General features: G+C 29.4%; 22 protein-coding genes and 1 other annotated feature. Of the genes, 14 read left to right on the top strand and 8 right to left on the bottom strand.

Going from position 1 to position 25,830, the window contains the following annotated elements:
* Window positions 1–202: 202 nt before the first annotated feature.
* From BN854_RS04590 to BN854_RS04560, 7 genes are all read left to right on the top strand, one after another.
* Complete coding sequence (locus tag BN854_RS04590; RefSeq protein WP_026659998.1) at window positions 203–1,198, top strand: AEC family transporter; 996 nt, start codon at window positions 203–205, stop codon at window positions 1,196–1,198.
* 10 nt (window positions 1,199–1,208) lie between these two features.
* Window positions 1,209–2,750 carry a glycoside hydrolase family 28 protein gene (locus BN854_RS04585; protein WP_026659988.1) on the top strand — a complete coding sequence of 514 codons (1,542 nt, stop codon included), beginning with the start codon at window positions 1,209–1,211 and terminating at the stop codon, window positions 2,748–2,750.
* A gap of 4 nt (window positions 2,751–2,754) precedes the next feature.
* Window positions 2,755–3,207 carry a GNAT family N-acetyltransferase gene (locus BN854_RS04580; RefSeq protein WP_026659981.1) on the top strand — a complete coding sequence of 151 codons (453 nt, stop codon included), beginning with the start codon at window positions 2,755–2,757 and terminating at the stop codon, window positions 3,205–3,207.
* 29 nt (window positions 3,208–3,236) lie between these two features.
* Window positions 3,237–3,446 (top strand) — a binding site (T-box leader).
* A 47-nt stretch (window positions 3,447–3,493) separates the two neighbouring features.
* Window positions 3,494–4,024, top strand: a complete 531-nt coding sequence (locus BN854_RS04575) for a GNAT family N-acetyltransferase (RefSeq protein ID WP_157868346.1) — start codon at window positions 3,494–3,496, stop codon at window positions 4,022–4,024.
* On the top strand, window positions 4,024–6,597 hold the full coding sequence (locus BN854_RS04570; RefSeq protein WP_026659969.1) for a valine--tRNA ligase: 2,574 nt from the start codon (window positions 4,024–4,026) through the stop codon (window positions 6,595–6,597). Before BN854_RS04575 ends, BN854_RS04570 begins: the two co-directional genes overlap by 1 nt.
* Window positions 6,590–7,816: a bifunctional folylpolyglutamate synthase/dihydrofolate synthase gene (locus BN854_RS04565; protein WP_026659964.1), complete on the top strand. Its 1,227-nt coding sequence runs from the start codon at window positions 6,590–6,592 to the stop codon at window positions 7,814–7,816. The genes BN854_RS04570 and BN854_RS04565 overlap by 8 nt, the downstream gene beginning before the upstream one ends.
* A 61-nt stretch (window positions 7,817–7,877) precedes the next feature.
* Window positions 7,878–8,660, top strand: a complete 783-nt coding sequence (locus tag BN854_RS04560) for an alpha/beta hydrolase (protein ID WP_026659959.1) — start codon at window positions 7,878–7,880, stop codon at window positions 8,658–8,660.
* A gap of 56 nt (window positions 8,661–8,716) precedes the next feature.
* Here the strand turns inward: BN854_RS04560 and BN854_RS04555 are convergent, their stop codons facing one another.
* A complete protein-coding gene (locus tag BN854_RS04555; RefSeq protein ID WP_026659955.1) occupies window positions 8,717–9,832 on the bottom strand; it encodes a hypothetical protein in 1,116 nt (371 codons plus the stop codon).
* 171 nt (window positions 9,833–10,003) lie between these two features.
* Between BN854_RS04555 and BN854_RS04550 the strand changes: the two genes are divergently transcribed.
* From BN854_RS04550 to deoB, 7 genes are all read left to right on the top strand, one after another.
* Complete coding sequence (locus tag BN854_RS04550) at window positions 10,004–10,408, top strand: GatB/YqeY domain-containing protein (protein WP_026659948.1); 405 nt, start codon at window positions 10,004–10,006, stop codon at window positions 10,406–10,408.
* 104 nt (window positions 10,409–10,512) lie between these two features.
* Window positions 10,513–12,333, top strand: coding sequence for a translation elongation factor 4 (gene lepA, locus BN854_RS04545; protein WP_026659942.1), 1,821 nt, complete (start codon window positions 10,513–10,515; stop codon window positions 12,331–12,333).
* Between the two features lie 271 nt (window positions 12,334–12,604).
* Window positions 12,605–14,122, top strand: a complete 1,518-nt coding sequence (locus BN854_RS04540; RefSeq protein ID WP_045959778.1) for a pectate lyase family protein — start codon at window positions 12,605–12,607, stop codon at window positions 14,120–14,122.
* A 10-nt stretch (window positions 14,123–14,132) separates the two neighbouring features.
* On the top strand, window positions 14,133–14,681 hold the full coding sequence (locus BN854_RS04535; protein WP_026659930.1) for an InlB B-repeat-containing protein: 549 nt from the start codon (window positions 14,133–14,135) through the stop codon (window positions 14,679–14,681).
* 56 nt (window positions 14,682–14,737) lie between these two features.
* The gene (gene hemW / locus BN854_RS04530) at window positions 14,738–15,898 is read left to right on the top strand and encodes a radical SAM family heme chaperone HemW (protein ID WP_026659922.1); all 1,161 of its coding nucleotides are present in this window, start codon (window positions 14,738–14,740) and stop codon (window positions 15,896–15,898) included.
* On the top strand, window positions 15,895–16,806 hold the full coding sequence (xerD, locus tag BN854_RS04525; protein WP_026659920.1) for a site-specific tyrosine recombinase XerD: 912 nt from the start codon (window positions 15,895–15,897) through the stop codon (window positions 16,804–16,806). Before hemW ends, xerD begins: the two co-directional genes overlap by 4 nt.
* The gene (gene deoB / locus BN854_RS04520) at window positions 16,796–17,974 is read left to right on the top strand and encodes a phosphopentomutase (protein ID WP_026659912.1); all 1,179 of its coding nucleotides are present in this window, start codon (window positions 16,796–16,798) and stop codon (window positions 17,972–17,974) included. Before xerD ends, deoB begins: the two co-directional genes overlap by 11 nt.
* Before the next feature lie 429 nt (window positions 17,975–18,403).
* On the opposite strand, the gene BN854_RS04515 is transcribed toward deoB, so the two are convergent.
* The 7 genes from BN854_RS04515 to BN854_RS04485 all read right to left on the bottom strand — a co-directional run bounded on the left by BN854_RS04515 (window position 18,404) and on the right by BN854_RS04485 (window position 25,798).
* Window positions 18,404–19,378 (bottom strand): asparaginase, encoded by a 975-nt coding sequence (locus BN854_RS04515; protein WP_026659906.1) that lies wholly within the window; start codon window positions 19,376–19,378, stop codon window positions 18,404–18,406.
* 1,421 nt (window positions 19,379–20,799) lie between these two features.
* Window positions 20,800–21,015: a YneF family protein gene (locus tag BN854_RS04510; RefSeq protein ID WP_026659898.1), complete on the bottom strand. Its 216-nt coding sequence runs from the start codon at window positions 21,013–21,015 to the stop codon at window positions 20,800–20,802.
* A gap of 128 nt (window positions 21,016–21,143) precedes the next feature.
* Complete coding sequence (rsmD, locus tag BN854_RS04505) at window positions 21,144–21,692, bottom strand: 16S rRNA (guanine(966)-N(2))-methyltransferase RsmD (RefSeq protein WP_026659891.1); 549 nt, start codon at window positions 21,690–21,692, stop codon at window positions 21,144–21,146.
* Window positions 21,692–21,877, bottom strand: coding sequence for a heavy-metal-associated domain-containing protein (locus BN854_RS04500; RefSeq protein ID WP_026659883.1), 186 nt, complete (start codon window positions 21,875–21,877; stop codon window positions 21,692–21,694). The genes rsmD and BN854_RS04500 overlap by 1 nt, the downstream gene beginning before the upstream one ends.
* Window positions 21,874–24,024: a heavy metal translocating P-type ATPase gene (locus BN854_RS04495; protein WP_026659876.1), complete on the bottom strand. Its 2,151-nt coding sequence runs from the start codon at window positions 24,022–24,024 to the stop codon at window positions 21,874–21,876. Before BN854_RS04495 ends, BN854_RS04500 begins: the two co-directional genes overlap by 4 nt.
* Window positions 24,021–24,383, bottom strand: coding sequence for an ArsR/SmtB family transcription factor (locus BN854_RS04490; protein ID WP_026659869.1), 363 nt, complete (start codon window positions 24,381–24,383; stop codon window positions 24,021–24,023). The genes BN854_RS04495 and BN854_RS04490 overlap by 4 nt, the downstream gene beginning before the upstream one ends.
* 119 nt (window positions 24,384–24,502) lie before the next feature.
* Window positions 24,503–25,798: a pyrimidine-nucleoside phosphorylase gene (locus tag BN854_RS04485; protein ID WP_026659862.1), complete on the bottom strand. Its 1,296-nt coding sequence runs from the start codon at window positions 25,796–25,798 to the stop codon at window positions 24,503–24,505.
* Window positions 25,799–25,830: the final 32 nt, after the last annotated feature.

The following is a 25,830-nucleotide window of genomic DNA, read 5'->3' as shown; positions in this document are numbered from 1 at the left end:
TAAAAGTAGATGTTTTTTGATTTTATCCACATAGTTCACGGTAGATATAAGAAAAAAAGAACTGTTAAGTTCTTGAAGTAGTGAATTACTTCATTTCTTTACAGCTCCTTTTATTTTACTCAGGTTGATAAAATCTATAATTTAAGTTATAATAGTTAAGAATGACAAACGAGGTTCAGCATAATAAACACGAGGAGAAAACATGGATATCATAATTTTTGCGTTAAACGCAGTCATGCCTTTAGTGCTATTAATTGCACTTGGCTATTTTTTAAAAAGAATTAATTTTATTAATGAAAATTTTATTACAATAGGAAATAAAATAGTTTTCAAAGTTGCTCTACCTGTAGCGCTTTTTCTAAATATTTATAAAGGTAGTTTAGCATCTATTGACTGGTCAATTATTTTATACTCAGTTCTAGTAATTATTTTACTATTTATCATTGGTCTTGCATCTGTTTTAATATTTACAAAAGATCCAAGAAAAAAAGGAGTTATCCTACAAGATATATTTAGATCTAATTACGCAGTTATTGGAACGCCATTAGTAATATTTATTGCCAATGGAAATAGCGATGCAATCGCAATTTCAGCTTTAGTTGCTGCCTTTACAATTCCTGTTTTTAATATTCTAGCAGTTGTCTCTTTAACTATCTTTATTAAAGATGAAAGTGGTAAAGGAATTAGTTTGAAAGAATTATTACTAAAAATAGTTAAAAACCCGCTGATTATAGGGGTTTTTCTAGGGATTATCGTACTTTTAATTAGACCATTGTTTAATGGATTTACAATCAAAAATGATTTGAAATTTGTTTATACAGCATTTGATCAACTAGGTTCATTATCATCTCCACTTTCTTTAATTGTATTAGGAGCTGGATTTACGTTTGGTGATGTAAGACCGATGTTAAAACACATTATTCATGGATGTTTATATAGAAACTTAATTGGACCATTTATTGGATTAGGCTTAGCAGTATTACTCATTAAAACTGGTGTATTACATTTTGGTGCTGAAGCTTTCCCATCACTTATTGCATTATTTGGAGCTCCAGCGGCAGTATCAAGTGCAATTATGGCCTATGAAATGAATAATGATGAAAAATTAGCAGGACAACTTGTTGTTTGGACCGCTATTATGTCAGTATTTACCATCTTTTTTTCGATTGTTGTATTAAAAAATATTAATTTATTATAAGGAGATTACATTGAAAGTTAATTTATTATTTATATCTAGCAGGAGTGCTAGCTTTGAGTTAGAAAATAAACATATTTATTTTAATGATGAATCATTTGATGTTTACTTAAATGATGAGTTAAAAATTAAAAATGAAGAAAAAAATGTTTTTTCATTATATAATCTTAACCCTGAAACAAATTACAGTTTAACATTAAGATCAAAATCAAATAAAATAGCTAATTTAAACTTTGAAACTGAGTTTGAATCAATTACTTTAAATGTTAAAGATTTTAATGCAATAGGTGATGGCGTTAATGATGATACATTAGCTATCCAAACTGCTATTCACGCTGCACCAAAACACTCAAGAATACTTATTCCTGAAGGTATTTATCATGTTAGACCTCTTTTCTTAAAAGATGATATCACAATTGAATTAACTGAAAATGCCACACTTTTAGGGAATACAGATAGAACAAAATATCCTATATTACCAAATAAGTTAATGTTTAATAATCAAAAAGATGAATATATATTAGGAACTTGGGAGGGTCAACCAGAAGAAACTTTTGCAAGTATTATTACAGGACTTTTTATTAAGAATGCTAAAATCATTGGTAAAGGAATTATTGATGAAAATGCTCATAACTCTGATTGGTGGATAGATCACAGAACAAAAAGAATTGCTAGAAGACCTAAAGGCATCTTTTTAAATCATTGTGAAAATATTCAAATTCAAGGGATTACTGTAAAAAATACACCATCTTGGAATTTACACCCTTATTTTTCTAAAAATATTAGATTTATTCAAATGCATTTAGAAAGTCCTAAAAATTCCCCAACAACAGATGGATGCGATCCTGAAAGTTGTGATGGAGTAGATATTATTGGTGTAACAATCTCAGTTGGAGACGACTGTATCGCCATTAAATCAGGTACATTTGAAATGGGCATGAAATACCAAACGCCCTCACAAAATATAACAATAAGAAATTGTCACATGAAAGATGGGCATGGTGGTGTTGTTTTAGGTAGTGAAATGAGTGGTGGTGTTAAAAATCTTGATGTCTGCCAATGTATCTTTGACACAACAGATAGAGGATTAAGAATTAAGACAAGACGAGGCAGAGGTAAATATGCTGTCATCGATGGCATTAGTTTTAGCAATATTTTAATGAAAAATGTTAAAGTTCCATTTGTAGTAGACTCATTTTATAAGTGGGGTCCTGGTGGAATGGATGATTATGTATCTACGAAAGAAAAATTACCGATTGATGATAGAACACCATTTATTGGAAGTTTCCACTTTCATGATATGAAAGCAATTGATTGTGAATGGGCAGCTGGTTATTTTTATGGCTTGCCAGAACAACCTATAAAAGAGATCAAAATGGAAAATATAGAATTTAGTTTTAAAAAAGATGCAAAACCTGGTGAACCAGCTATGATGAAAGATGCTGAAACTGTTGTTAAAAAAGGACTAATTTTTTATAACGTAGAAAATGTTAAATTAGAAAATATTACTATGCAAGGACAAGTAGGTCCTATTAAAGAAGAATATAAGAGTTAAAAAAATGATAAGATTTGATGAAATCAATAAAGATAATTTTTATGAAGTATTAAAATTAGAAGTAAATGAGTCTCAAAAAAATTTTGTTTCATCTAATGTAAAGTCTCTTGCTGAATGTTATTTATATCGTCATAATAATGATGTTTTCCCTTATGCAATCGTTATAGATGAAATCATTGTTGGGTTTATTTTAATTGATTTAGATATAGAAGAAAAAGAATTTTTGATTTGGCGAATGATGATTGATAAGAAGTATCAAAATAAAGGATATGGCAAAAAAGTTATTCTAAAGACAATTGAAAAAGCTAAAAAAATGGCTCAATTTGAAAATGTAACAGCTGATTATGTTGAGGGTAATACTCAAATGGAACATCTTTTAAAAACTCTAGGCTTTATAGAAGTGGATAAAGATGAGGATAACCATGAGATTATCATGTCATATCCACTAAACGATTGACAAATCAAATGATTTAGAATAAAATAATTATAATTACAAAGAAGAGGAAGAGTAATTAACTATATTATAGTAGAGAGTCTATGTTTGGTGAAAATAGATATAATCAGTTAGTGAAGGTAGCCTTGGAGTTGATAGATTGAAATAGTAGTAAATTTATTCGTAGCGTCTGCGTTAAAGACATTAAGTGCTATAACAATTGTTATAGAACTAAGGTGGTACCGCGATGATTCGTCCTTAGATATTTATATCTAGGGACTTTTTTTATTTATAAAAGGATGTGATTTTTTTGGATACCTTAGAGACAAAACGGCTCATATTAAGAATGCCTGAAACAAATGATCTTACAAAGTTTCATGAATATGCAATAAAACCTAACGTTGGACCACAGGCTGGATGGCACCCACATCAATCTATCATTGAAACTAAAATCATACTCAAAAGTTTTATTAATGAAAACGAAACTTGGGCAATTACAGTTAAACCTTATAATGAAATCATAGGGACTATTGATCTTAAAGTTTTAGACTTCTTTGATGCGTTAGAAGGTACTTATGAAATAGGCTATTCATTAAATGATATTTATTGGAATAAAGGATATATGACAGAGGCAATTCAAGCAGTTTTAGAATATGCCTTTGCTAAAATGGGGGCGACTAAAGTCATCGCATCTCATGCGCCTTTTAATGAAGCATCAAAAAAAGTTTTACTGAAAAATGGGTTTATATTTACTCACATTGAAAAAACAAATAAGTACCTTAGTTTTGGCATTAATGAACTATATTACTATGAAATAAAAAATAAAAGGAAGAATAAATAATGGAAACTAACTTAAAAACAAAATATGATTTTAAAGAAGTAGAAGAAAAAAGATATGAAACATGGCTTGAAAAAGGCTATTTTAAATCTGGAATAAGAAAAAAGGCAAAACCATTTACAATTGTTATTCCACCACCAAATGTTACAGGAAAACTACACTTAGGTCATGCATGGGATAATACTTTACAAGATATGATTATTAGAAGAAAAAGAATGCAAGGCTTTGATGCTCTTTATTTACCAGGAATGGATCATGCAGGGATTGCAACACAAGCAAAAGTAGACCAAAAATTAAAAGAAATGGGTATTTCTAGACACGACATTGGTAGAGAAAAATTCTTAGAACACGCTTGGAGTTGGAAAGAAGAATATGCTCAACATATTCGTACTCAATGGAAAGCACTAGGATTAAGTGTTGATTATTCCAAAGAAAGATTTACTTTAGATGAAAAACTGAATGATGCTGTGAATAAAGTATTTATTACGCTATATGAAAAAGGTCTATTATATAGAGGTAATCGCATTATTAACTGGGATTCAGAAGCTAAAACTGCTTTATCAAATATTGAAGTAGACTATAAAGAAACCCATGGTAAACTCTATTACTTTAGATATCAATTAGAAAATAAAAAAGACTATGTAGTTATCGCAACCACAAGACCTGAAACAATGTTTGCGGATCAAGCGTTAATGGTTCATCCAGAAGATGAAAGATACATGCATTTAGTTGGAAAAAAAGCATTTATTCCAGGAACTGATAGATTAATTCCAATCATTAGTGATGATTATGTAGATAAAGCATTTGGTACAGGAGTTGTTAAAGTAACCCCTGCTCATGATCCAAATGACTTTGAAGTTGCTAAAAGACATAACCTAGATACACCTTTATGTATGAATGAAGATGGTACCATGAATCAAATGGCTCATAAATATAATGGACTTGATAGATTTGTTTGTCGTGAAGAACTCATTAAAGATTTAGAGAAATTGAATCTAGTTGAAAAAATAGAAGATTATACAAACCAAGTAGGTTATTCAGAAAGAACTGGAGTAGTAGTTGAGCCAAGACTTTCATTACAATGGTTTATTGCCATGGAAAAACTAGCTGATAGAACATTAGAAGAATCTAAAGTTAACTATTATCCAAATAGATTTAAAAAACTTTTTGATAACTGGATGGAAAACATACAAGATTGGTGTGTATCCCGTCAATTATGGTGGGGACACAGAATTCCTGCATGGTATAAAAATGATGAAGTAAAAGTTCAAATAGAATCACCAGGCGAAGGCTGGAAACAAGATGAAGATGTTTTAGACACATGGTTTTCATCAGCTTTATGGCCATTTAGTACATTAGGTTGGCCGGAACAAACAGATGACTTAAAAAGATACTATCCAACTGATGTCATGGTAACAGGTTATGATATTTTAACTTTCTGGGTTTCAAGAATGGTTTTCCAAGGACTAGAATTTACAGACCAAGATCCATTTAAAGATGTCTTATTACATGGGTTAATAAGAGACTCAGAAGGAAGAAAAATGAGCAAATCTTTAGGAAATGGTATTGATCCTATGGATATTATAGAAAAATACGGTGTAGATACATTAAGATACTTTTTAACGACTAATTCAGCTCCTGGTATGGATTTAAGATTTGACCAAGAAAAAATTGAATCTAGTTGGAACTTTATTAATAAGTTATGGAATATTACTCGTTTTATTACGATGAATCTAGATTCGATTGATGTAAAAGTTGACTATGATAATTTAACCCTTTCTGATAAGTATATCTTAACTAGATTAAATCAAACCATAAAAGAAGCTGATTATAATTACGAAAAATATGAATTTGGTGAAGCTGGTAGAAGCTTATATCATTTTATATGGGAAGATTTCGCTAACTGGTATGTTGAGTTTGCAAAAATTACCTTAAATAGTGATAAAAAGACCAATACACAAGCTGTCTTATTACATGTGTTAAAATCAGTTTTAAAATTAATGCATCCATTTATACCATTTGTTACAGAAAAATTATATCTTGAAATTTCAAATGAAGAAACTATCATGCTATCTGCTTGGCCAGAAGAAAGCTTTTATGATGAATCAGCCCTATTAAAATTCAATGAAATAAAAGATGTCATTACTAAGGTAAGAACACTAAGAAATGAAAATAATGTTATTCCTAGTAAACCATTAGATATTTACTTAGAAGTTAAAACTGATGTAGTGCTATACAACGAACAAGAAACTTATTTTAAGAAGTTTTTAGGGGCAAACAAGTTAGTTATCACAGAAAACTTAGAAGAAGCCTTAGAAACGATTTTTATTGCAGGTAATGAGATTAATATTCATGTTTTAAAATCAGATTTAATTGATCCAGTTAAAGAAAAAGAAGCATTGCTAAAACAAAAAACAGATTTAGAAAATGAAATCAAAAGAAGTGAAGCTCTATTAAATAATGAGAGTTTTGTTAAAAAAGCTCCAGAACAAAAACTGGCATTAGAAAAAGAAAAATATGAAAATTACTTAGCTCAATATAAAGAAGTAGTTAAGAAATTGGAGTTATATGTTTAAAGCAGTTTCAGAGGCAATCCATTGGGTTGAAAGCCAACCCCGATTTAAAGAAAAAGCAGATTTGTCTTATTTAAAAACTGCATTAGAAAAATTAGACCTCAATTTAGATAAAATAAAAAAAATTCACGTAGCTGGTACAAACGGCAAAGGTTCAACAAGTGCATATCTTAGTTATATTTTATTAGAAACTGGTGTAAAGGTAGGGAGTTTTACATCTCCTTATTTGACTCAGTTTAACGAACGTATTAGAGTAAATATGATACCTATTTCAGATGTAGTTTTATTAGAATATATTAATTTTATGTATCATTTTAATGAGAATTTAGAAACTAAACTGTCTTTTTTTGAAATCATTACGCTACTATCATTTAAATACTTTTCTGATATAAAGGTAGATGTCATGGTAATTGAAGTGGGTATTGGGGGACTTTTAGATTCTACTAATATTACTTCATATGATCGTTCTGTTATTACAAATATTGGAATGGATCATATGAAACAATTAGGGGATACAAAAGAATTGATTGCTGCTCAAAAATTAGGTATTATTAAATCTAGTAAAGATATCCTGTTTTCAACAGTAGATTTTGATTTATATGATTATTTTTATAAGTATACTAATAAAATTGGGGCTCAGTTTCATTGGATTAATAAAAAAAATGTTAAGGTTATATCTGAGATACCTCATGTTATTTTGTATGAAAATACCAAATATCAAATTCTTTTAGGAGATTATCAAATAAATAACGCCTTACTAGCAATAGAAACAATCAAAAGTCTTTATCCTAACATCAGTAATGAAGTGATTAAAAATGGTATAGAAAAAACTAAATGGCCTGGAAGGTTAGAAGAAATCTTGCCTCATACCTATATTGATGGCGCTCATAATATGCATGCAATAGAAGCACTTATCAATAGTTCTAGACTTTTATTTGAAAATAAAAAAATAGGTGTTTTATTTAGTGCATTGGGTGATAAAGAATTTACTCAAATGTTAAATGCATTAAAAAAGATAAGTTCAAATATGGTTGTTACATCATTTGTTGATTTTAGATATAAAGATCTATCTAACTTAAAAAATGAGGGATTTAACTTTATAGAAAACCCAATAGAAGCCTATAACTATTTAAAAAATAGTGTTCTAGATGTAATTATCATAACTGGATCGATTCATTTTATTGGATATATAAGAAAAATTTTAATTAACGAATCTAAGTAGAAACTTAGATTTTTTAATTTAATTAAGTTAAAATATAGTTGTACATAAATGAGGTGAAATAATGCTTATAAATAAAAATATATTATATACAAAGCTACTTGAAGCAAAAAATGAAAAAGGAAATGTCATTATTACACATGGAATAGCTGAAAGTTCAGAAGAATATGAAAGATTAGCTAAAACTTTAGAAGAAAACGGATATAACGTTCTTTTATACGATGTTAGAGGACATGGAAGAAGTTCAGGGAAAAGAGGAGATGTTCAAAGTTTTCACTTGTTTTTAGATGATTTACATGAACTTGTATCATATATGAAAACAATCAGTGATAAAAAGGTTTTCCTCTTAGGACATAGTATGGGTGGAAATATTACTAATAGTTATGTTGTTAAATATCAAGATGTTGATGGAGTAATTATTAGTGCAGCTCCTAATGATTTTCTTCCCAAGGTGAGTTTCATGCGAAAAATCCCCTACAAACTTTTAAATTTTAAGAAAATTAAAACCAATTTTTCAGGTCCTGGTCTATCAAGAATACCATTTAAAGAAGGGTATTATCCATATCATCTTGATTATATTAAACCTAGACTTCTTGGAAATATACTAGTTTCTAATATTAGATATCTTAAGAAAAATATAAACAAATATACTGTTCCCGTTTTATTTTTACATGGGCTAAGTGATATAGTAGTGCCATACCAAATGACAGAAACCTTTTATAATCGTCTAAAGTTAGAAGATAAGACACTCAAATTATATGAAAACAATTTACATAATCTATTTAATGATCTAGATTATCAATTAGTTACAGAAGATGTTATCACTTGGTTAAATAATCATATATAAATAAAAAAAGCCTATTTGTAAGAATCCTTACTTATAGGCTTTTAAACTTAATAAACTTACTTTTTAGGTATTTTTAAAGCTATTGTTTGAAAATCTTTGGCTGTAATAGTTACACCTGCAATAGCATCTGTTTTTCCCGATGTATTAAATGCTACATCTAAGTTTTGATTTTCTATTAAATAGTCACCAGCAAACTTAGCCGCTTCAAAGAATTCATATGTAGCAGGTCCATTTGGTTTTTTCATCAAATAACTTAGTCCAAGTTGATTTTTTGTTAATTTTTTACTTTTTAAAATAGATTTAACTTCATTTGTTTCAGTTGTTGTTTCAGTAGTAACGATAACTGTTTTTTTATTTGTCTCAGGGTCAATAATAGTTTCACGGCCTATTTCTTTAGTTGTAGTTGTGACAGTTTCAGATACTTCAACTTTAGCAATCGCTTTTTTAACTTCTTTACCATCTTCTTGGTATACATGGTTAATTGCTTTACCATCAGCATCAAAGTCAACTAGATAGCCAGTATAAGCTTCATTATAATAAGCTAGAACGATTGTTCCATTGACTACTACAAAAGATCCAAATTTATAAGCTTTAAAGGTATCACTGAGAACTTTATTTTCAATAGGATCCCAGTAAGAGGTAACTGTTCTATCAGAAGCAGTGTCTTTTAAAGAAATATAATGAAATCCATCTACATAAGAACCTTTTTGAACAGCAGGAGAACTTAAAGCTTTTTCAACTAAAACATAAAAATCATCAGAACTAATGCTTGCCCCAGCAGGAACTGGTTTTCTATCATTATAATCTTGTGTCTCAATCAATTTTTTTGAAAGTAAATCAGCTTGTTCATGCCATTTAAGTTTCTTTCCTGTAGTTTCATCAGAAGTCATCATATAAATGCCTTCCTTTGATTGGGTGTACTTATCTTTTCCATTATAATTTTGTTTACTTAAGTAATTCCATCCAGCAAGATCCCCTGCAATATGATAAGCATTCCATTTTACATCAGTTATTTTATTACCTTGTTTTTCTACAATAACATAACTTACCCATTCAGAGTTTTGATTAGGTGTAGCTTGAGCAAAATAGTATTCAGTTTTACTGCCACAAGCTGCTAATAGTAAAAGTGATGTTACAAATAAAAATGATAATAACAATTTTTTAATTTTCATTATATACCTCCGAAACGTTTAATTTACTTTAATTATATAGGATTTAATGAGTTTATACAAGGATTTCTATAATCTTGCAAATAATATTGAAAAATGATATCAAATTTCTATAAAAAATAGCCTTTTTAGATTATAATTAATATAAGTAATGGAGTCAGGAAGGATACAAATATGTTAAATAAAATTAAAGAACTTAGAATAAAAGCAATGAAAGAAAAAGATTTAGTTGCCAGAAATACATACGAATCAGTTTATAGTGCTGCTCAAACTCTTAAAGGAAGAGAAAGCAGTGATTATGTGATTGATGATGCCAAAGTTGTTGATCTAATAAAAAAAGAAATCAAAATATATACTGAAATGTCTCTAAGCAAAGACGTTAGTAGAGAATTAGAATTATTAAATAATCTTTTACCAAAACAATTAGATGAATCAGAAATTAAAAAACATTTTATGGAATTTAAGAAAACTAATGAAAAACCTACCCCTAAAGAATTTATGGAGTATTTAGATCAATCATTAAATTTAAAAGGACAATATGATAAAGGGCTAGTTGCTAGAATTGTTATGTCAAAATAACCTTTTTAACTATTATATGAAGTTAATCTTTTGATATAAAAAGATTAGCCTTGTTGTATACTAAAAATAATGTTAAAATATGATAGGCAAGAAAGGTAGATACGATGAAAGAAACATTAAATGAAAGACAAAAGAGAATAAGAAACTTTTCAATTGTGGCTCATATTGACCATGGGAAATCAACATTAGCTGACAGAATTTTAGAGTTAACTAATACAGTACAAACACGCGAAATGAAATCACAGCTTCTTGATTCTATGGAATTAGAAAGAGAACGTGGAATTACAATTAAGCTAAATGCAGTAGAACTGAATTATACCGCAAGAGACGGTAAAGAATACATCATGCATTTAATAGATACCCCAGGACACGTAGACTTTACATATGAAGTTTCACGATCTTTAGCAGCTTGTGAAGGTGCTATTTTGGTCGTGGATGCTGCACAGGGAATTCAAGCACAAACGCTTGCGAATGTATACCTTGCTATTGATAATGACTTAGAAATTATACCCGTGTTAAATAAAGTAGATTTGCCAAGTGCAGATCCTGAAAAAGTTAGAAAAGAAATTGAAGAAGTAATTGGAATCCCTGCACATGATGCAATTATGGCTAGTGGAAAGTCTGGTCTTGGTGTTATTGATATTTTAGAAAAAATTGTTACAGATATACCAGCACCAACAGGAGATGAAAACGAACCCTTACAAGCAATGGTGTTTGATTCATATTTTGATGCTTATAGAGGAGTTATTCCTTCAATTAGAGTTGTTAATGGAACAGTTAAAAAGGGTGATGAAATAAGATTTATGGCAAGTAAGGCCGTTTATGAAGTCATCGAAGTTGGTGTTTATAATCCTAAAGAAGTTAAAAAAGAAATTTTAGGACCTGGAGATGTTGGGTATTTAACAGCCTCTATTAAATCAATGGGACATGTTCGTGTAGGGGATACGATTACTCATAATAATAAACCTGCTACAGCAAGCCTTCCTGGTTATAGAACAATGAATCCTGTTGTTTTCTGTGGTTTATATCCAATTGAACCTAATAAATACGAAGATTTAAAAGAAGCTTTAGAAAAACTTAAATTAAACGATGCATCCTTAGTTTATGAACCAGAAACTTCACAAGCTTTAGGTTTTGGATTTAGAAGTGGATTCTTAGGTCTATTACACATGGAAATTATCCAAGAAAGAATTACCAGAGAATTCGGCATTGAATTGATTGCAACAGCACCTTCTGTTATTTACCATGTTTATCAAACAGATAATACAATGGTATTAGTAGATAACCCTGCAAAATTACCTAGTCCACAACAAATTGATCGCATCGAAGAACCTTACGTTAAAGCAAGCATTATGTGTCCTAAAGATTACGTTGGAGCAGTAATGGATATTTCTCAAAAGAAGCGTGGTATCTTTAAGGATATGAAATATATTGATGCTAATAGAGTCATGCTAAATTACTTATTACCGTTATCTGAAATTGTATATGATTATTTTGATAAGTTAAAATCATCAACAAAAGGTTATGCATCATTTGACTATGAAATTGAAAATTATCACCCATCTAATTTACAAAAAATGGATATTCTTTTAAATGGAGAAGTAGTAGATGCTTTATCACTTATTGTGCATAGAGATTTTGCATACCAAAGAGGGAAAGTTATTTGTGAAAAATTACGCACTTTAATTCCTAGACAAATGTTTGAAGTACCCGTCCAAGCAGCTTTAGGAAATAAAATTATTGCACGTGAGACAATCAAGGCTATGCGTAAGGACGTTTTAGCTAAATGTTATGGTGGAGATATCACACGTAAGAAAAAATTATTGAATAAACAAAAAGAGGGTAAAAAGAAGATGAAGTCAGTTGGTAAAGTAGAAGTACCACAAGAGGCTTTCTTAGCTATTTTATCTAATGATGAAGATTAAAACTAGAAGAAATTCTAGTTTTTTTTATGCTTTAATATAAAAAGTTAAAATTGCAGTTTAACTAACACTGATAACAATTATAAAAACTACTATTCTTGATTAAATCCAATCTTAAGTATATTAGATATGTCGATTGTAGATATTATAATAAAAGGCACACAAAAGCACAGTTGAAATCGCATACATTTGGTGATGAAAGCGTTGACATATAATTTTAATCATGCTACTATTTTCTTGTAATCACGAAAAAATACGAAAACAAGGAGACAACATGAAAAAAATAACATCTATTTTTTTAGTTTTTGTTGCATTATTTACACTAAGCATTTCTGGTGGCAATAAAAGCTCTAACAGTATTATTTCAACTAATAATACTGTAGTAACATCTGAATCTTTTTCTAATAAACAATTTTCAGCACAATCGTTTGTAGAAGGAAAAGTAAAAGAAAGAATCAAAACAGAAGATAATTACGCTTCAGTGACTAATTCAGCTGAGTTTATAGACGCAATCAATAATAAAAAAGAAATTATTGAAATCAAAAACGATCTTGACTTAGGATTTAAAGTTATTCAAGCAGAGACAAAAAAATCTGAAAATGATCTAAAAAAACTAAAAGTTACTAATTTCCAATCAAGAAATAAATTAGTGACAAGTGAAGCAATCGAAAAAAGTGGAATTAGTCAAATAGAAATTTCAAATGTTAAGGGAATGACTATTTTTTCACAAAATGGTGCAACACTAAAACACGTAGGTTTTAAAATCAATCAAACTAATGACTTAGTCATCAGAAATTTAAAATTTGATGAATTATGGCAATGGGAAGATAGTCTAAGTGCAGATACATACAAAATTGGAGATTATGATTTACAAGGGTGGAGTTACTTTAAAATCAATTTCTCCCATAATATTTGGTTAGATCACTTAGTTTTTGGTAAATCTTATGATGGCTTAATTGATGCAGAAAATAGCTCAACAGGAGTAACTATTTCATGGTGTCAATTCTTAGCAGGTGATGCAAGTTCATATTATAAGGATGTAATGTCTGGATTAGAAAAAAGTTATTTAGATCAAACAATTAAATATGTATACTACAAATATCTACGTGACAGTGGTTTAAGTGCTACTGATATCTATGAACTATTTAAAGGTCAGAAAAAAGGATTCATGATTGGTGGTAGTGATGATGTTAAGAAAGACGAATGGACAACTAACAAACAATTAGAATTTTCTATTATTAATACATACTTTAAAAATTTACAGGATAGATTACCTCGTTTAAGAGGCGGTAGTTCACATATATATAATGTTCATGTCGATAATAACGAAATTTATGAAACTCAAAGAAGAATTAAATCTTATAGTTTATATAAAGATCTAGTTAACGGTATTGTTGCAAACAACTGGAAACTTGCATTTACTAATCAAGGTATGGTTACCACTAATGGTGGTTCAGTTAAATATGAAAATTCAATATTTGAAGGTGTAAGAGAACTTATTAAGACAAACAATTATGATACAACTTCAACAGTTCATACAGGTTCATATTTAGTTGAAAATGTTGTTTGGAAAATTGAAAACGTATTAAATGCTAAAGGTAATTCATGGGATATAGAAACACCGTTTGTATCATCTACTAGAATAGCAGAACCAAAATTTGTTTGGAATACTGAATCTAAAACAATTGATTATAAAGTGATTCTAATTGATCTAGAAGATTTATCTAAAATCTTAAACGAACAATCAGGAACTCTTTCTACTGACCTTAATTGGTTAAAAGTAGCATACTAAGGAGTACATTATGAAAAAAATTAGTTTATTAATCCTAACTTTGATAGGTTCAATCCTATTAGTTGGGTGTCAAAATAATGATAAAAAGGAACAAGAAGTTAGCAGCCTAACAATTAAGTTAATGCAAGATGAAACAACTGAAATCAAAGAGGTTACCATTGATAAAGGGCAACACATTAGATATTTTGTTCCTACTAAAGAAGGCTTTGTTTTTATCGGTTGGTACACAAACTTAGAATTCACTGATAGAGTTGATATTGCTGAACCATTTTTAGAAAATAGTGTACTTTATGCTAAATGGCAAGAAGAGCCTACAACTAATCAAACAAGAACTCTTACATTTGTTATAAAAAATATGGAGGATGATACAGAAACTGTAGAAACAGTTGAAACTCCTATTAATAAAAAAGCGAGTGCTTATAACCCAAATAAAGAAGGTTATAGCTTTAAAGGTTGGTATTTAAAATCAGATTTTAGCTCTGATAGTCAAATAAAACTTCAAAATACAGTTTTTGGTAAAGATACTACTTTATATGGTAGATGGGAATTGAAAAAATAAATAAAACTAATAACAAAAGAGTGGTTCTATTAGAATCACTTTTTTAATTTATAGAAATGGTTCTGTTAAAATTAGATTTAATAAAACTGTTGTATAATATAACTATAGATAAAAGAGGTGATAATATTAGAGGTTTATACATACATATTCCATTTTGTGAATATATTTGTCACTATTGTGACTTTGTAAAAAGAGTTCCTAAAAATAATGAAATGATAGAAACTTATCTAGACCGTTTAATAGATGAAATAAATTTATATAAAGATAGTTTTTCCAAAATAGAGACTATATATATAGGAGGTGGGACACCTAGTATGCTTAGCCCAGTTCAGTTAGAAAAATTACTAACTGCCTTACAAGGTATTCATCCAGGTGAATTTTCAATTGAAGTTAATCCTGATAGTTATAGTGAAGAAAAAGGAAAAGTCTTTAAAAAATATGGTATTAATCGTGTGAGTTTGGGTGTTCAAAGTTTTGATGATGATATCTTAAAATATGTGAATAGACAACATACTAAAGACCAAGTTTTTGATGTTGTAAATCATTTAAAGAGTATTGGTATTCCTCATTTAAGTATTGACTTAATATATGCAATACCAGGTCAGACGTTAGAACATATCAAAAAAGATCTAGATTACACGATGCAATTAGGCATCACTCACGTTTCTTGTTACTCACTGATACTAGAAGATAAGACTTATTTTTATCATCAGTATTTAAAAGGAAATTTTGAACCTGCTAGTGAAGACACCGAAGCTGAGATGTTTGAGTATGTAACAAAGTATTTAAAAGAAAACGGATTTGAACACTATGAAATCTCAAACTATGCGAAAAATGGTGATTATTCAAAACATAATATGATTTATTGGAACTTAGATGAATATATTGGTGTAGGCCTAGGTGCCCATGGATTTATTAATAATGTCAGAACCTTAAATGAAAAATCCATGCCTAAATATTTAGATCACTTTAAAGCATCTGAAATGCCACAAACTAACGAAGATTTATTACAAGATGATCTGATTTTCGGACTTAGAAAAACTAAAGGAATCTCTATTTCTTATGTGAAAGATAGATATGGAATTGATTTGTTTGAAAAATATCCTAAATTAAAAGAAAAAATGGACTATGGATTACTTAAAATAGAAAACGATCATTTATCACTTACTGAACGTGGTATGATGCTAGGTAATCAAGTGTTTGTTCTATTTATATGAAATATATCATTAATGATTTCAAATACTATCTATCCAATGAGCTCGGCTTATCTAAAAACACTATTCTGGCATATATTAGAGATCTAGAACAATATGTTGAGTTCTTAAATAAATACCAAAAAGTAACTAAAGTTTCTAAAATAGAAAAAAAGCATATTGAATCATACTTAAGTTCGTTAAAGAGAAAAGAGATCAATAGTAAATCAATTTCCAGAAAATTAACCTCTATTAAGAAATTTCATCACTTTCTACTCATTGAAAAAGAAGTAGATGATGATGTATCTGTTCATTTTAATACACCTAAAATATCCAAAAGCTTACCAACTGTTTTATCTATAGAAGAGGTTGTTAGACTTTTAGAAGCAGTAGATAAAACAACTGAATTAGGTATTAGAAATACGGCTTTACTAGAATTGATATATGGATCTGGGTTAAGAGTTTCTGAACTGCTAGAGTTGAAAATTAGTGATATTCATATTAATCAATCTTATGTGATTGTTACTGGCAAGGGTTCTAAAGAGCGTATGGTTCCTATTTCAGATATGGCCAGTGTTGCAATTAAAAACTATATTATCAAATCAAGAGAAACTTTACTTAAGGGTAAAAAACATAGCTTTTTATTTGTTAATCAATACGGAGAACGTTTATCTAGACAAGGCTTTCACAAACTATTAAAAAAATTAGGTAGTGACTCAAACATAGAAACAGAGTTTTCTGCACATACATTAAGACATTCGTTTGCTACTCATCTTTTAGAAAATGGAATGGATTTAAGAACGTTACAAAATTTATTAGGACATGAAGATATATCAACTACTCAGATATATACTCATATCAGTCAAAAGAGAATTAAAGAAATATATAATAAAGCACATCCACGTGCTAAGGAGGAAGAAAATGAAATTTAAAAGAATCTTTTTAATTGTTATGGATAGCCTTGGAATTGGTGAGGCACCAGACGCAGCAGATTACAATGATAAAGGAGCAAATACAATAGGTCACATTGCTGAACGTATGGATTTACATATTCCTAATTTACAAAGCTTAGGTTATGCAAATATCGCTCCTATAAAGAAAGTAGAACCAGTTGCTAAACCTCTAGCTTATTATTCAAAAATTCAAGAAGCTTCACTTGGTAAAGATACAATGACTGGCCATTGGGAAATGATGGGTTTATATATTACAAAACCGTTTCAAACGTTTACTGATAATGGATTTCCTGATGAATTGATTAAAGAATTAGAAGAAAAAACTGGAAGAAAAGTTATAGGAAATAAAGCTGCTTCAGGAACAGATATATTAGTTGAACTTGGTGAGCAACATATGAAAACTGGTGATTTAATTGTTTATACTTCAGCAGATTCAGTCTTACAAATAGCCATGCACGAAGATATTATTCCAATAGAAGAACAATATAGAATATGTGAAATAGCAAGAGAAATCACTATGAAACCAGAATGGAAAGTAGGTAGAGTAATTGCTAGACCTTTCTTAGGATCTAATAAAAACGATTTTAAACGTACTCCTAATAGACATGATTATGCTCTTAAACCTTTTGATAAAACAACTCTAAACTATCTATCAGAAGCATCTTATGATGTGATTGCCTTAGGAAAAATCAATGATATCTTTGATGGTTATGGAATTACTGAATTTAGTAAAACAAAGTCAAATGATGATGGAATGGTTCAAATTACAGAACTTGCAAAAAAAGATTTTACAGGACTTTGTTTCTTAAACTTAGTAGACTTTGATGCATTATATGGTCATAGAAGAGATCCAATTGGTTATGGTAAAGCAATAGAAAAATTTGATTTAGATTTACCTTATTTATTAAAAGAATTAAAAGAAGATGATTTGTTATTAATTACTGCAGATCATGGAAACGATCCAATACATCATGGAACTGATCATACTAGAGAATATGTTCCATTGATTGCTTATAGTAAAAAAATTCAAGGTGGAAAAGCATTACCAATCGGAAAAACATTTGCTGATATTGGATATACCATCAATGACAACTTTAATACAGAAAAACCAAAATATGGGACTTCATTTTTAGATAAACTTAAATAATTTATCTTAACTAATAAGAGCTTAATTGCTCTTATTTTTTTATATCTTTTTTAGGCATTATAGGGATTCTAAATCTGATTAAAGGGAAAATTAGTGAAATAATGTAAGTTTAGTATTTGTAATTAAAGTATTATTTTACTAAACATAGATATAAACTAATTTTGGCTGCTTATATGACTATGTTTTTTAAATAACTTATCTTTATTATAATGATCATTTCTATATGTAACTTTAAGAAGAGAAGATGATCGTTATTTATAAAAAAATATTGATATTCTCTAGAGCACTTTTCTATTTGAAAATCTATCCAGAAATATCAATATTTTTATTAGTGAGCTATAAGAAGTTGATATAGCATATAACTGTTTTTATAACTATATAGAGTGTAAAAATTCATAAAAATGTAAGTTTAGTATTTATAACTAAAGTTTAAAAATAATAAACATAGTCTTTTTTATCTTTTTTACTTGAAAGAAGCATCATGAGCTTTATTCTCGCTTTTTGACTACTCAAGTTGCCACCTAAAATGACACCTAATTGTTTCAAATGATAACCTCCACCTTCATATCCGTAAGTATCTAAGACTCTCCCTTTAAAACAACGAGAAGTTAGAATAACAGGAATATTATTTTTGATTGCATTTTTAATTCCAGGAACAACAGTAGGTGGAACATTACCTCTACCCAAAGCTTCAACAATAATTCCTGAAACACCTTCAGATACTAAGAAATTTATAATGTTAGAAGTAGTTCCTGCAGAGATTTTGACAATTTCAACAGAATCGTTAAGTTTACTAAAACTAAAATCTTGTTTACTTTTAGTAGACTCACGATAATATAAAACATCTTGTTGATCTACGATTCCAAGTGGCCCGAACTCCATTGATTTGAATGTATCTAATGCCACAGTATGTGTTTTAGTAACTTCAGATGCTGAATTGATTTCATCATTTAATACAACTAAGACACCTCGATCTTTTGACTGTTCGCTTGCTGCAACTAAGATTGCTGAAGCCAAATTAAGTATACCATCATAGCCTAACTCTGAACGATTTCTCATTGATCCAGTTAGGACAACAGGTTCGTGTATTGCTAAGTATAAATCTAAAAAATAAGCTGTTTCTTCAATAGTATCTGTTCCGTGAGTAAGTACATATCCATCGTAATGTTTACTTTGTTGAAATTCTATAAGTTTAGCAAAATTAAACATATCATTAGGGGTAATATAAGGAGATGGCTTTAATGGTTGTTCAATAAAATCAATTTCGATTGCTCCTAGCGCGTCTTGTAAAGCAGTTGTTAAATCAGTAGTATCTTGATCAACGACAGCTTTATGATTCACTGCATCATTTTTCATAGATATTGTGCCACCTGTTAAGATGACTAATATTTTCTTTTTATTCATTCTATCACCTAATTTATTATACAACGAAATTTAAAATTTGTATGCTGAATTGAAGTCGATTTAAGTTAGGTTTATAGAGATATTGATCTAATGGAAGTGAATTATTAAAGAATTATAGTTATACACTTTTCCACACTGATTGACTTGATGGCTCAGTTAAGGTTCTAATCAAAGGTTTACATAATATATATTATAGGAACACTTTATAAAGGATAATAGTTGTATTTATAATTTTAATCATGTTATTATTTTGATAATTATTACTATTAAATGCTATTTTTATGTTTTATTTAATCGTTAAATATACTACTCCTATTTAAATGATTATATTTAGTATTTAGAAGAGATGTTTTGTTAGCTTTTTAATAAAAAAAGACTGCCTTCTCTCTGATTCAATCCCTTAAATCGCTCCTAGCTTGTTTATACAGTAATTTATCATCATAAATCAGTGTTACATTAATATCTTAAGAAACATGTAGTGCTTCTACTTTTTAAGTTACTCTTACATTAGCTTCTCTACTACTTCTATTTCTCATATCGTATGTCATTAGAAAACTAGCTTGAGCTCAATAATTTACTTCTGAGAGGGTTACTAGATTCTAGATTTTTCCTTTTTCAAGTACTAAATAAAGTATAGTTATAGTAACCTTTTAAATCTTGATTAAATCGAGATGGATGATTATAAACTTAAGTAATTCTCGATTGCTCACAGCGCGTCTTGAATTTTATTGCTTTAAATATAGATTTCAGATTTACCCTATTTATTAAAACTATGATCCTTATTAAGTTAAATAATAGATGCCTTTTTTTACCAATCCTTTTTTATAGGCCATAAATCTTTGGAAATCAAAAATCAAAAAAACCATCCACTTTATCTCTCCTAATAAACTATGAAAATAAATATGAAATTATTATGATTGAATTTTAAGTTGGATAATTACAGTTATAAAACATATCTCCTTTTCCCTGGTGATGTCCTAAAAAAACTGTTTTTTATTAGTTTTATATTATTAAACTTTAATTATAAATACTAAACTTACATTTTTTAATATAGATCTCTTTCTTGCTACTTAATTTTTCTTATATAATTGCTTTTTATCATTCATGCTACCTATACTTTTTAACTTTTAAAATTTGGATACTAAAATATTATGTAACTTTTTATTTTTATATCGCATCTCATCAAAATTAAAATTTTCTCATTATTAAAATTAGCATCTGATTTTTATCAATCTACATGTTTATGCTCTCTTTAGTTAATGCTCAAATTATTTCTACCAGCAGATTAATATCTTCTACTACTTGAATCCATAAAAAGTGTAATTTTATTAAAAAACCTATGTATAGTAAATATAAATAAAAGGTTATAAATACTAAACTTAAAGAATATAAAAAAATAGCGCCTTAAGCGCTATATTTTTCTACTTACTTTGTTTCATAGAAGCCATAACTTGTCTGATTTGTTTTTCAGAAGCTGTACGACCCATTTGTCTAAACATTTCACGAATTTGTTGTTCATTGATTGGTGGGTTTTTTTCAAGATATTTTTTGAACCAAATTCTTGCTATAAAGAAACCTAAGATAGCTCCAACGATTAGTGCCCCAATGATTGATACAACGATTTGCCAAACTTGCATATCATCACTCCTAACTTTATATTTATATTTTACTTTAAATTTTACTAAAAGACAAGTATATATTTTTACTAAACAAAAATTAGATATACTAAACTTACATTTTTAATAAAAAGTGCTTTAAATTTTCTTTAAAACACTCTTTCATAGTACTTGATTTTTTTGATGCCATATACCTTTTCTTTATAGGCTTTAAAACTTAAAATCTCATCAGCCAGATGATTATCTTTATGCATCTCACATACAATTATTGTATCTTCATGTACAAGAGTTTCTAGCTGTTCTATTGCAGATTCGTAGAGTCCTTTAGCATAAGGTGGATCAAGTATAACAATATCAAATATTATATTTTCTTGCTTAAATTTTTCAAGTGCAACTAAATAATCTAAATTCAGTATAGTGGCCTTTTCTTCAATTTTAAGAGCCTTTTTATTTTCATTGATAACTTTTACGGCAACCTTGTTTGAATCAACCATATATGCTTTTCTTGCACCTCGGCTGATTGCTTCAAGTCCATATGCACCACTACCTGAAAACAAGTCTAAAACTATTGAATCATGTACAAAATTAGAAAGGCTGTTAAATACAGCCCCTCTAACTTTATCAGACGTTTCTTTAGTATCATCACTAGGAACCATAGAAATAGTTCTTCCTCTAAATTCTCCTGCTATAATTCTCATTAGAGTGTTGGTGTATATCCAGCTTCTTCAATTGCAACTAGAGCTTTTTCTTCATCTGCTTCTTTGACAGAAACTGTATGACCTGCTAAATCTATTTTACCTACAACTCCTTTTGTTAAAAGAGCTTTATTAATTTTGGCAACACAATGTTGACATGACATATCTGTTACAGTAATTACTTTCATTCTTCATTCTCCTTATATTTAAATTTAAATAACTTTAAGCTGAGTGCATTAAGCACTACTGCGATACTTGAAAATCCCATTCCAATTCCAGCAAGTGCAGGATTGATAAAACCCATTGCCGCAACTGGAATCATAATTATATTATATATGAAAGCCCAGAAAAAATTCAAATAAATATTCCTTAATGTTGCTTTCGATAAATCAATTGCATCTACTACTAATCCTAAGCTTGACGACATTAAGGTTACATCAGATGTATCAATTGCTATATCGCTTCCACTGCCAATTGCAAACCCAATGTCTGCCATTTTAAGTGCTGGAGCATCATTTATTCCATCCCCAACAAACGCAGTCTTAAAACCTTGTTTTTGAATATCTTTAATGATCTCTGCTTTTTGATGTGGTAGGACTTCTGAAAAGACTTTATCAATCCCTACTTGACTTGCAATATAGGTGGCAGTTTTTTCATTATCTCCAGTAATCATGTAAGGTGTAATATTTCTTCTTTTAAGTTCTAAAATCAAATTCTTAGCACTTTCTTTAAGTTCATCCTGGATAGCAATCATATTCACTAGTATCCCATCAACAATTGTAAAGATAACTGTTTTACCTTCAGAACTTAAAGTTTCGTAGGTATCAAATGTTTGTTCAATCTTTAATTGATCTAAAATCTTCTTAGACCCCACATAGATATTTTTTCCATTAATCATTCCGTTTAGTCCAATCCCTAAAAGCACATTAAAACTTTTTACTTCTAAGTATTCATCTGTAAAGTCTTCTAGTACTGCAAGTGCAAGTGGATGATTAGAGTGAGCTTCTAGTGATGCCGTATATGCATATGTGCTTTTATCTCCATAGAAACCAACAACTTTAGGTGTACCATTAGTTAGTGTTCCAGTTTTATCAAAGGCGATTGCTTTTAGTTCATGAGCTATTTCAAAGAATTCTCCACCTTTATATAAAATACCTTTTTTAAATGATATGCCACTAGCAACTGAAATGCTTGTAGGTGTTGCTAGTCCTAAGGCACACGGACAACTAATCACTAAGACAGCAATTGAAGTGCTAAAGGCAATATTAATGTCTTTAGAAATAATTAATTGAATAATAAAAACCAAAATACTAATTACAATAACAGCTGGCACAAAATAATTTGCGATTCTATCAGCAACCCTTTGTACTTTAGGTTTGATAAGTGCAGTTTCCTCAACCGTTTGAATAATTTTAGAAAGTACAGTATCACTTCCGGTTGCGCTCACGCTTATTTCTAAGGTTTCAGTTAAATTCATTGAAGCGCCGACAACCTTTGATCCTATTTCTTTAAAGGCTGGCATTGATTCTCCTGTAATCATAGATTCATCTAAATAACTTGTTCCTGATACTACAGTTCCATCTAAAGGAATTTTTTCATTTGCTAGTACAACAACGATGTCGCCTATTTTAACTTCTTCAACTAATACAGTTTGAGTTTCATTATTAATTTTTATTCTAGCTTCTTTAGCTCCTAGACTCATTAAGGCTTGTAAGGAGTCACTTGTTTTTTCTTTTACACGGCTTTCAAAGTAATTACCTATTAAAACCATCAAGAAGATAACTGCACTTGTTTCAAAGTACAAATCATAGTGATGTGATGTACCATGGTGCATAAATACTTGGTATATACTGTAAATATAGGCAGCCATAGTACCAATAACTACTAAAACATCCATTCCAAAAGCTTTATTCTTAAGTTGTTCATAAGCAGCTTTATAAAATCTTCTCCCTGCGTAAAATTGAACTGGGGTAGTAATGATCCATTGAAAATATCCATTCATTAAAATATCAGGTACTGGTAGAGGAATGTTTAAGTGAGCAAACATAGTCCATAATAATGGAATAGAAAATATAACTGCAATAAATAGATCTATTCTGTCTTTCCTAAGTGCCTTTATTTGATCTTCACTATTAATGACTGGGTAGTAACCAATACTTTGAAGTCCTTCTAACAGTGTATGCTCGTTTGTTTTTCTTTCGTCATAATTAAAAATCACTTTTTTAGCACTTACTAATACTTTGGCATCTACACCATCTTGTTTTTTATAGTAGTTCTCAATTGTCTTAGCACATTGTGCACATGTTATATTACTTACTTTTACACTCTTTCTCATAGGCTAGCTCCTTTCACATGGTTATATCCTGCATGAATCAAATTTTTGACATTATCATCTATAACAGAATAGTAAACCATTTTACCGACTTTTCGGCCCTTTACTAATCCATACTTTTTAAGTAACTTCATTTGATGTGAAATAGCACTTTTAGTTACTCCAACTAAGTGCCCTAAATCACAAACACAAAGCTCATGAAATTCTATCGCATGTAAAATCATTAATCTTGTTGGATCTCCGATGATTTTAAAAATATCTGAAATATTATCTAATTCAGTTTTTTCATACATCGCTTGTTCAACTTCTTCTAATACATCTTTATGAAAAATAGTACAATTACAATTTTCTTTACAGTTCATATGCCCTCCTATAGTTGAGTATTCGTTCAACTATATTGTAAATCAAACAACTTCTTTTTGCAAGTAATAAATAAAAAAAGCTCACTTAATTTTAAATGAGCTTTCCTTGCTGGATTTATTTAAATCACTTTTTCTATTAATTTAAAGGCTACTTTTTTATTTCCTATACTAATTGCCTTTTCAAGAATCTTACTTGCTTCTACAACACCTTTATCATGATGGTATATAATTGCGATTGTATCGCCAACATTGACTTTATCTCCAATTTTCAATCTTAAGTCAAGCCCAACTTTTAAATCTACAGAATCTTCTTTAGTTGCTCTTCCAGCTCCCAGTATCATAGCCGCATGACCAATTGCTAAAGCATCAATACTTTCTATATAACCACTGTTAGTAGCCTTAATTTCAACCTTTTTCGTACCCTCAATCAGTTTTTCTGGGTCTTTAACATAACTGATATCGCCACCTTGGGCTTCTACCATTTCAATTAATTTTGGTAAAGCTTTTCCATCTTTTAGTGTTTTTAGCGAAATATCATAACCTTCTTCATAGGTTTTTGTAATCCCTGCTAATGTTAATAAATGTCCTGATATGACAGATGTTACTATATTTAAGTCTTCAGGCCCTTTTCCTTTAAGCGTTTCAATAGCTTCATAGACTTCTAAGCCATTACCAATTTTATGACCTAAAGGCTCATTCATATTAGTTAAAACAGCACGCATTTTTTTACCTGATAAGTTCCCAATGTTTACCATTAAAGTAGCTAACTTAGTCGCATCCTCTACTGTTTTCATGAAAGCACCATTTCCAAACTTAACATCTAAACAAATCGCATCAGATCCACTAGCTAATTTTTTAGACATAATGCTTGCGGCAATAAGTGGTATAGAATCAACTGTTGCAGTAACATCTCTTAATGCATATATTTTTTTATCTGCTGGAGCTACATCACCTGTTTGACCAATAACAGCTAACCCAATTTTATTCACTTGTTCTTTAAATTCATTTAGGCCTATTTCAATTTTATAACCTGGTATAGATTCAAGTTTATCAAGTGTTCCACCTGTATGACCAAGACCTCTACCACTCATTTTAGCTACCTTAGCACCTAAGTATGAAACAAGTGGTGCTAAGACTAATGTTACCTTATCACCTACACCACCAGTTGAATGTTTATCAACTTTAATTCCTTTTATGGAATCAAGATTAACAACATCACCTGAATCTCTCATTAATAATGCTAAATGAGTAGCTTCTTCATCTGTCATTCCTTTGAAAAAGACTGCCATAAGAAATGCACTCATTTGATAATCTGGGATTAAATTTTTAGTATACCCATTAATCATAAAAGATATTTCATCTTTACTTAATGGATAACCGTCTCTTTTTTTTTCTATTATATCTGTTGCTCGCATTAAACCGCCTCCATTTATATTATATCAAAATA

The sequence above is a fragment of the Alteracholeplasma palmae J233 genome (assembly GCF_000968055.1).
GTDB classification, from domain to species: Bacteria; Bacillota_I; Bacilli_A; order Acholeplasmatales; family Acholeplasmataceae; genus Alteracholeplasma; species Alteracholeplasma palmae.
This window is presented reverse-complemented; position numbering and strand designations above follow the sequence as displayed.

Coding starts and splice junctions, on each gene's coding strand:
- lepA (WP_026659942.1), top strand. CDS start 10,513: ATGAAAGAAACATTAAATGAAAGACAAAAGAGAATAAGAAACTTTTCA.
- BN854_RS04510 (WP_026659898.1), bottom strand. CDS start 21,015: ATGCAAGTTTGGCAAATCGTTGTATCAATCATTGGGGCACTAATCGTT.
- BN854_RS04490 (WP_026659869.1), bottom strand. CDS start 24,383: ATGAACTGTAAAGAAAATTGTAATTGTACTATTTTTCATAAAGATGTA.
- BN854_RS04515 (WP_026659906.1), bottom strand. CDS start 19,378: ATGAATAAAAAGAAAATATTAGTCATCTTAACAGGTGGCACAATATCT.
- BN854_RS04495 (WP_026659876.1), bottom strand. CDS start 24,024: ATGAGAAAGAGTGTAAAAGTAAGTAATATAACATGTGCACAATGTGCT.
- BN854_RS04560 (WP_026659959.1), top strand. CDS start 7,878: ATGCTTATAAATAAAAATATATTATATACAAAGCTACTTGAAGCAAAA.
- xerD (WP_026659920.1), top strand. CDS start 15,895: ATGAAATATATCATTAATGATTTCAAATACTATCTATCCAATGAGCTC.
- rsmD (WP_026659891.1), bottom strand. CDS start 21,692: ATGAGAATTATAGCAGGAGAATTTAGAGGAAGAACTATTTCTATGGTT.
- BN854_RS04535 (WP_026659930.1), top strand. CDS start 14,133: ATGAAAAAAATTAGTTTATTAATCCTAACTTTGATAGGTTCAATCCTA.
- BN854_RS04590 (WP_026659998.1), top strand. CDS start 203: ATGGATATCATAATTTTTGCGTTAAACGCAGTCATGCCTTTAGTGCTA.
- BN854_RS04580 (WP_026659981.1), top strand. CDS start 2,755: ATGATAAGATTTGATGAAATCAATAAAGATAATTTTTATGAAGTATTA.
- BN854_RS04550 (WP_026659948.1), top strand. CDS start 10,004: ATGTTAAATAAAATTAAAGAACTTAGAATAAAAGCAATGAAAGAAAAA.
- deoB (WP_026659912.1), top strand. CDS start 16,796: ATGAAATTTAAAAGAATCTTTTTAATTGTTATGGATAGCCTTGGAATT.
- BN854_RS04540 (WP_045959778.1), top strand. CDS start 12,605: ATGAAAAAAATAACATCTATTTTTTTAGTTTTTGTTGCATTATTTACA.
- BN854_RS04570 (WP_026659969.1), top strand. CDS start 4,024: ATGGAAACTAACTTAAAAACAAAATATGATTTTAAAGAAGTAGAAGAA.
- hemW (WP_026659922.1), top strand. CDS start 14,738: ATGGTTCTGTTAAAATTAGATTTAATAAAACTGTTGTATAATATAACT.
- BN854_RS04500 (WP_026659883.1), bottom strand. CDS start 21,877: ATGAAAGTAATTACTGTAACAGATATGTCATGTCAACATTGTGTTGCC.
- BN854_RS04565 (WP_026659964.1), top strand. CDS start 6,590: ATGTTTAAAGCAGTTTCAGAGGCAATCCATTGGGTTGAAAGCCAACCC.
- BN854_RS04555 (WP_026659955.1), bottom strand. CDS start 9,832: ATGAAAATTAAAAAATTGTTATTATCATTTTTATTTGTAACATCACTT.
- BN854_RS04485 (WP_026659862.1), bottom strand. CDS start 25,798: ATGCGAGCAACAGATATAATAGAAAAAAAAAGAGACGGTTATCCATTA.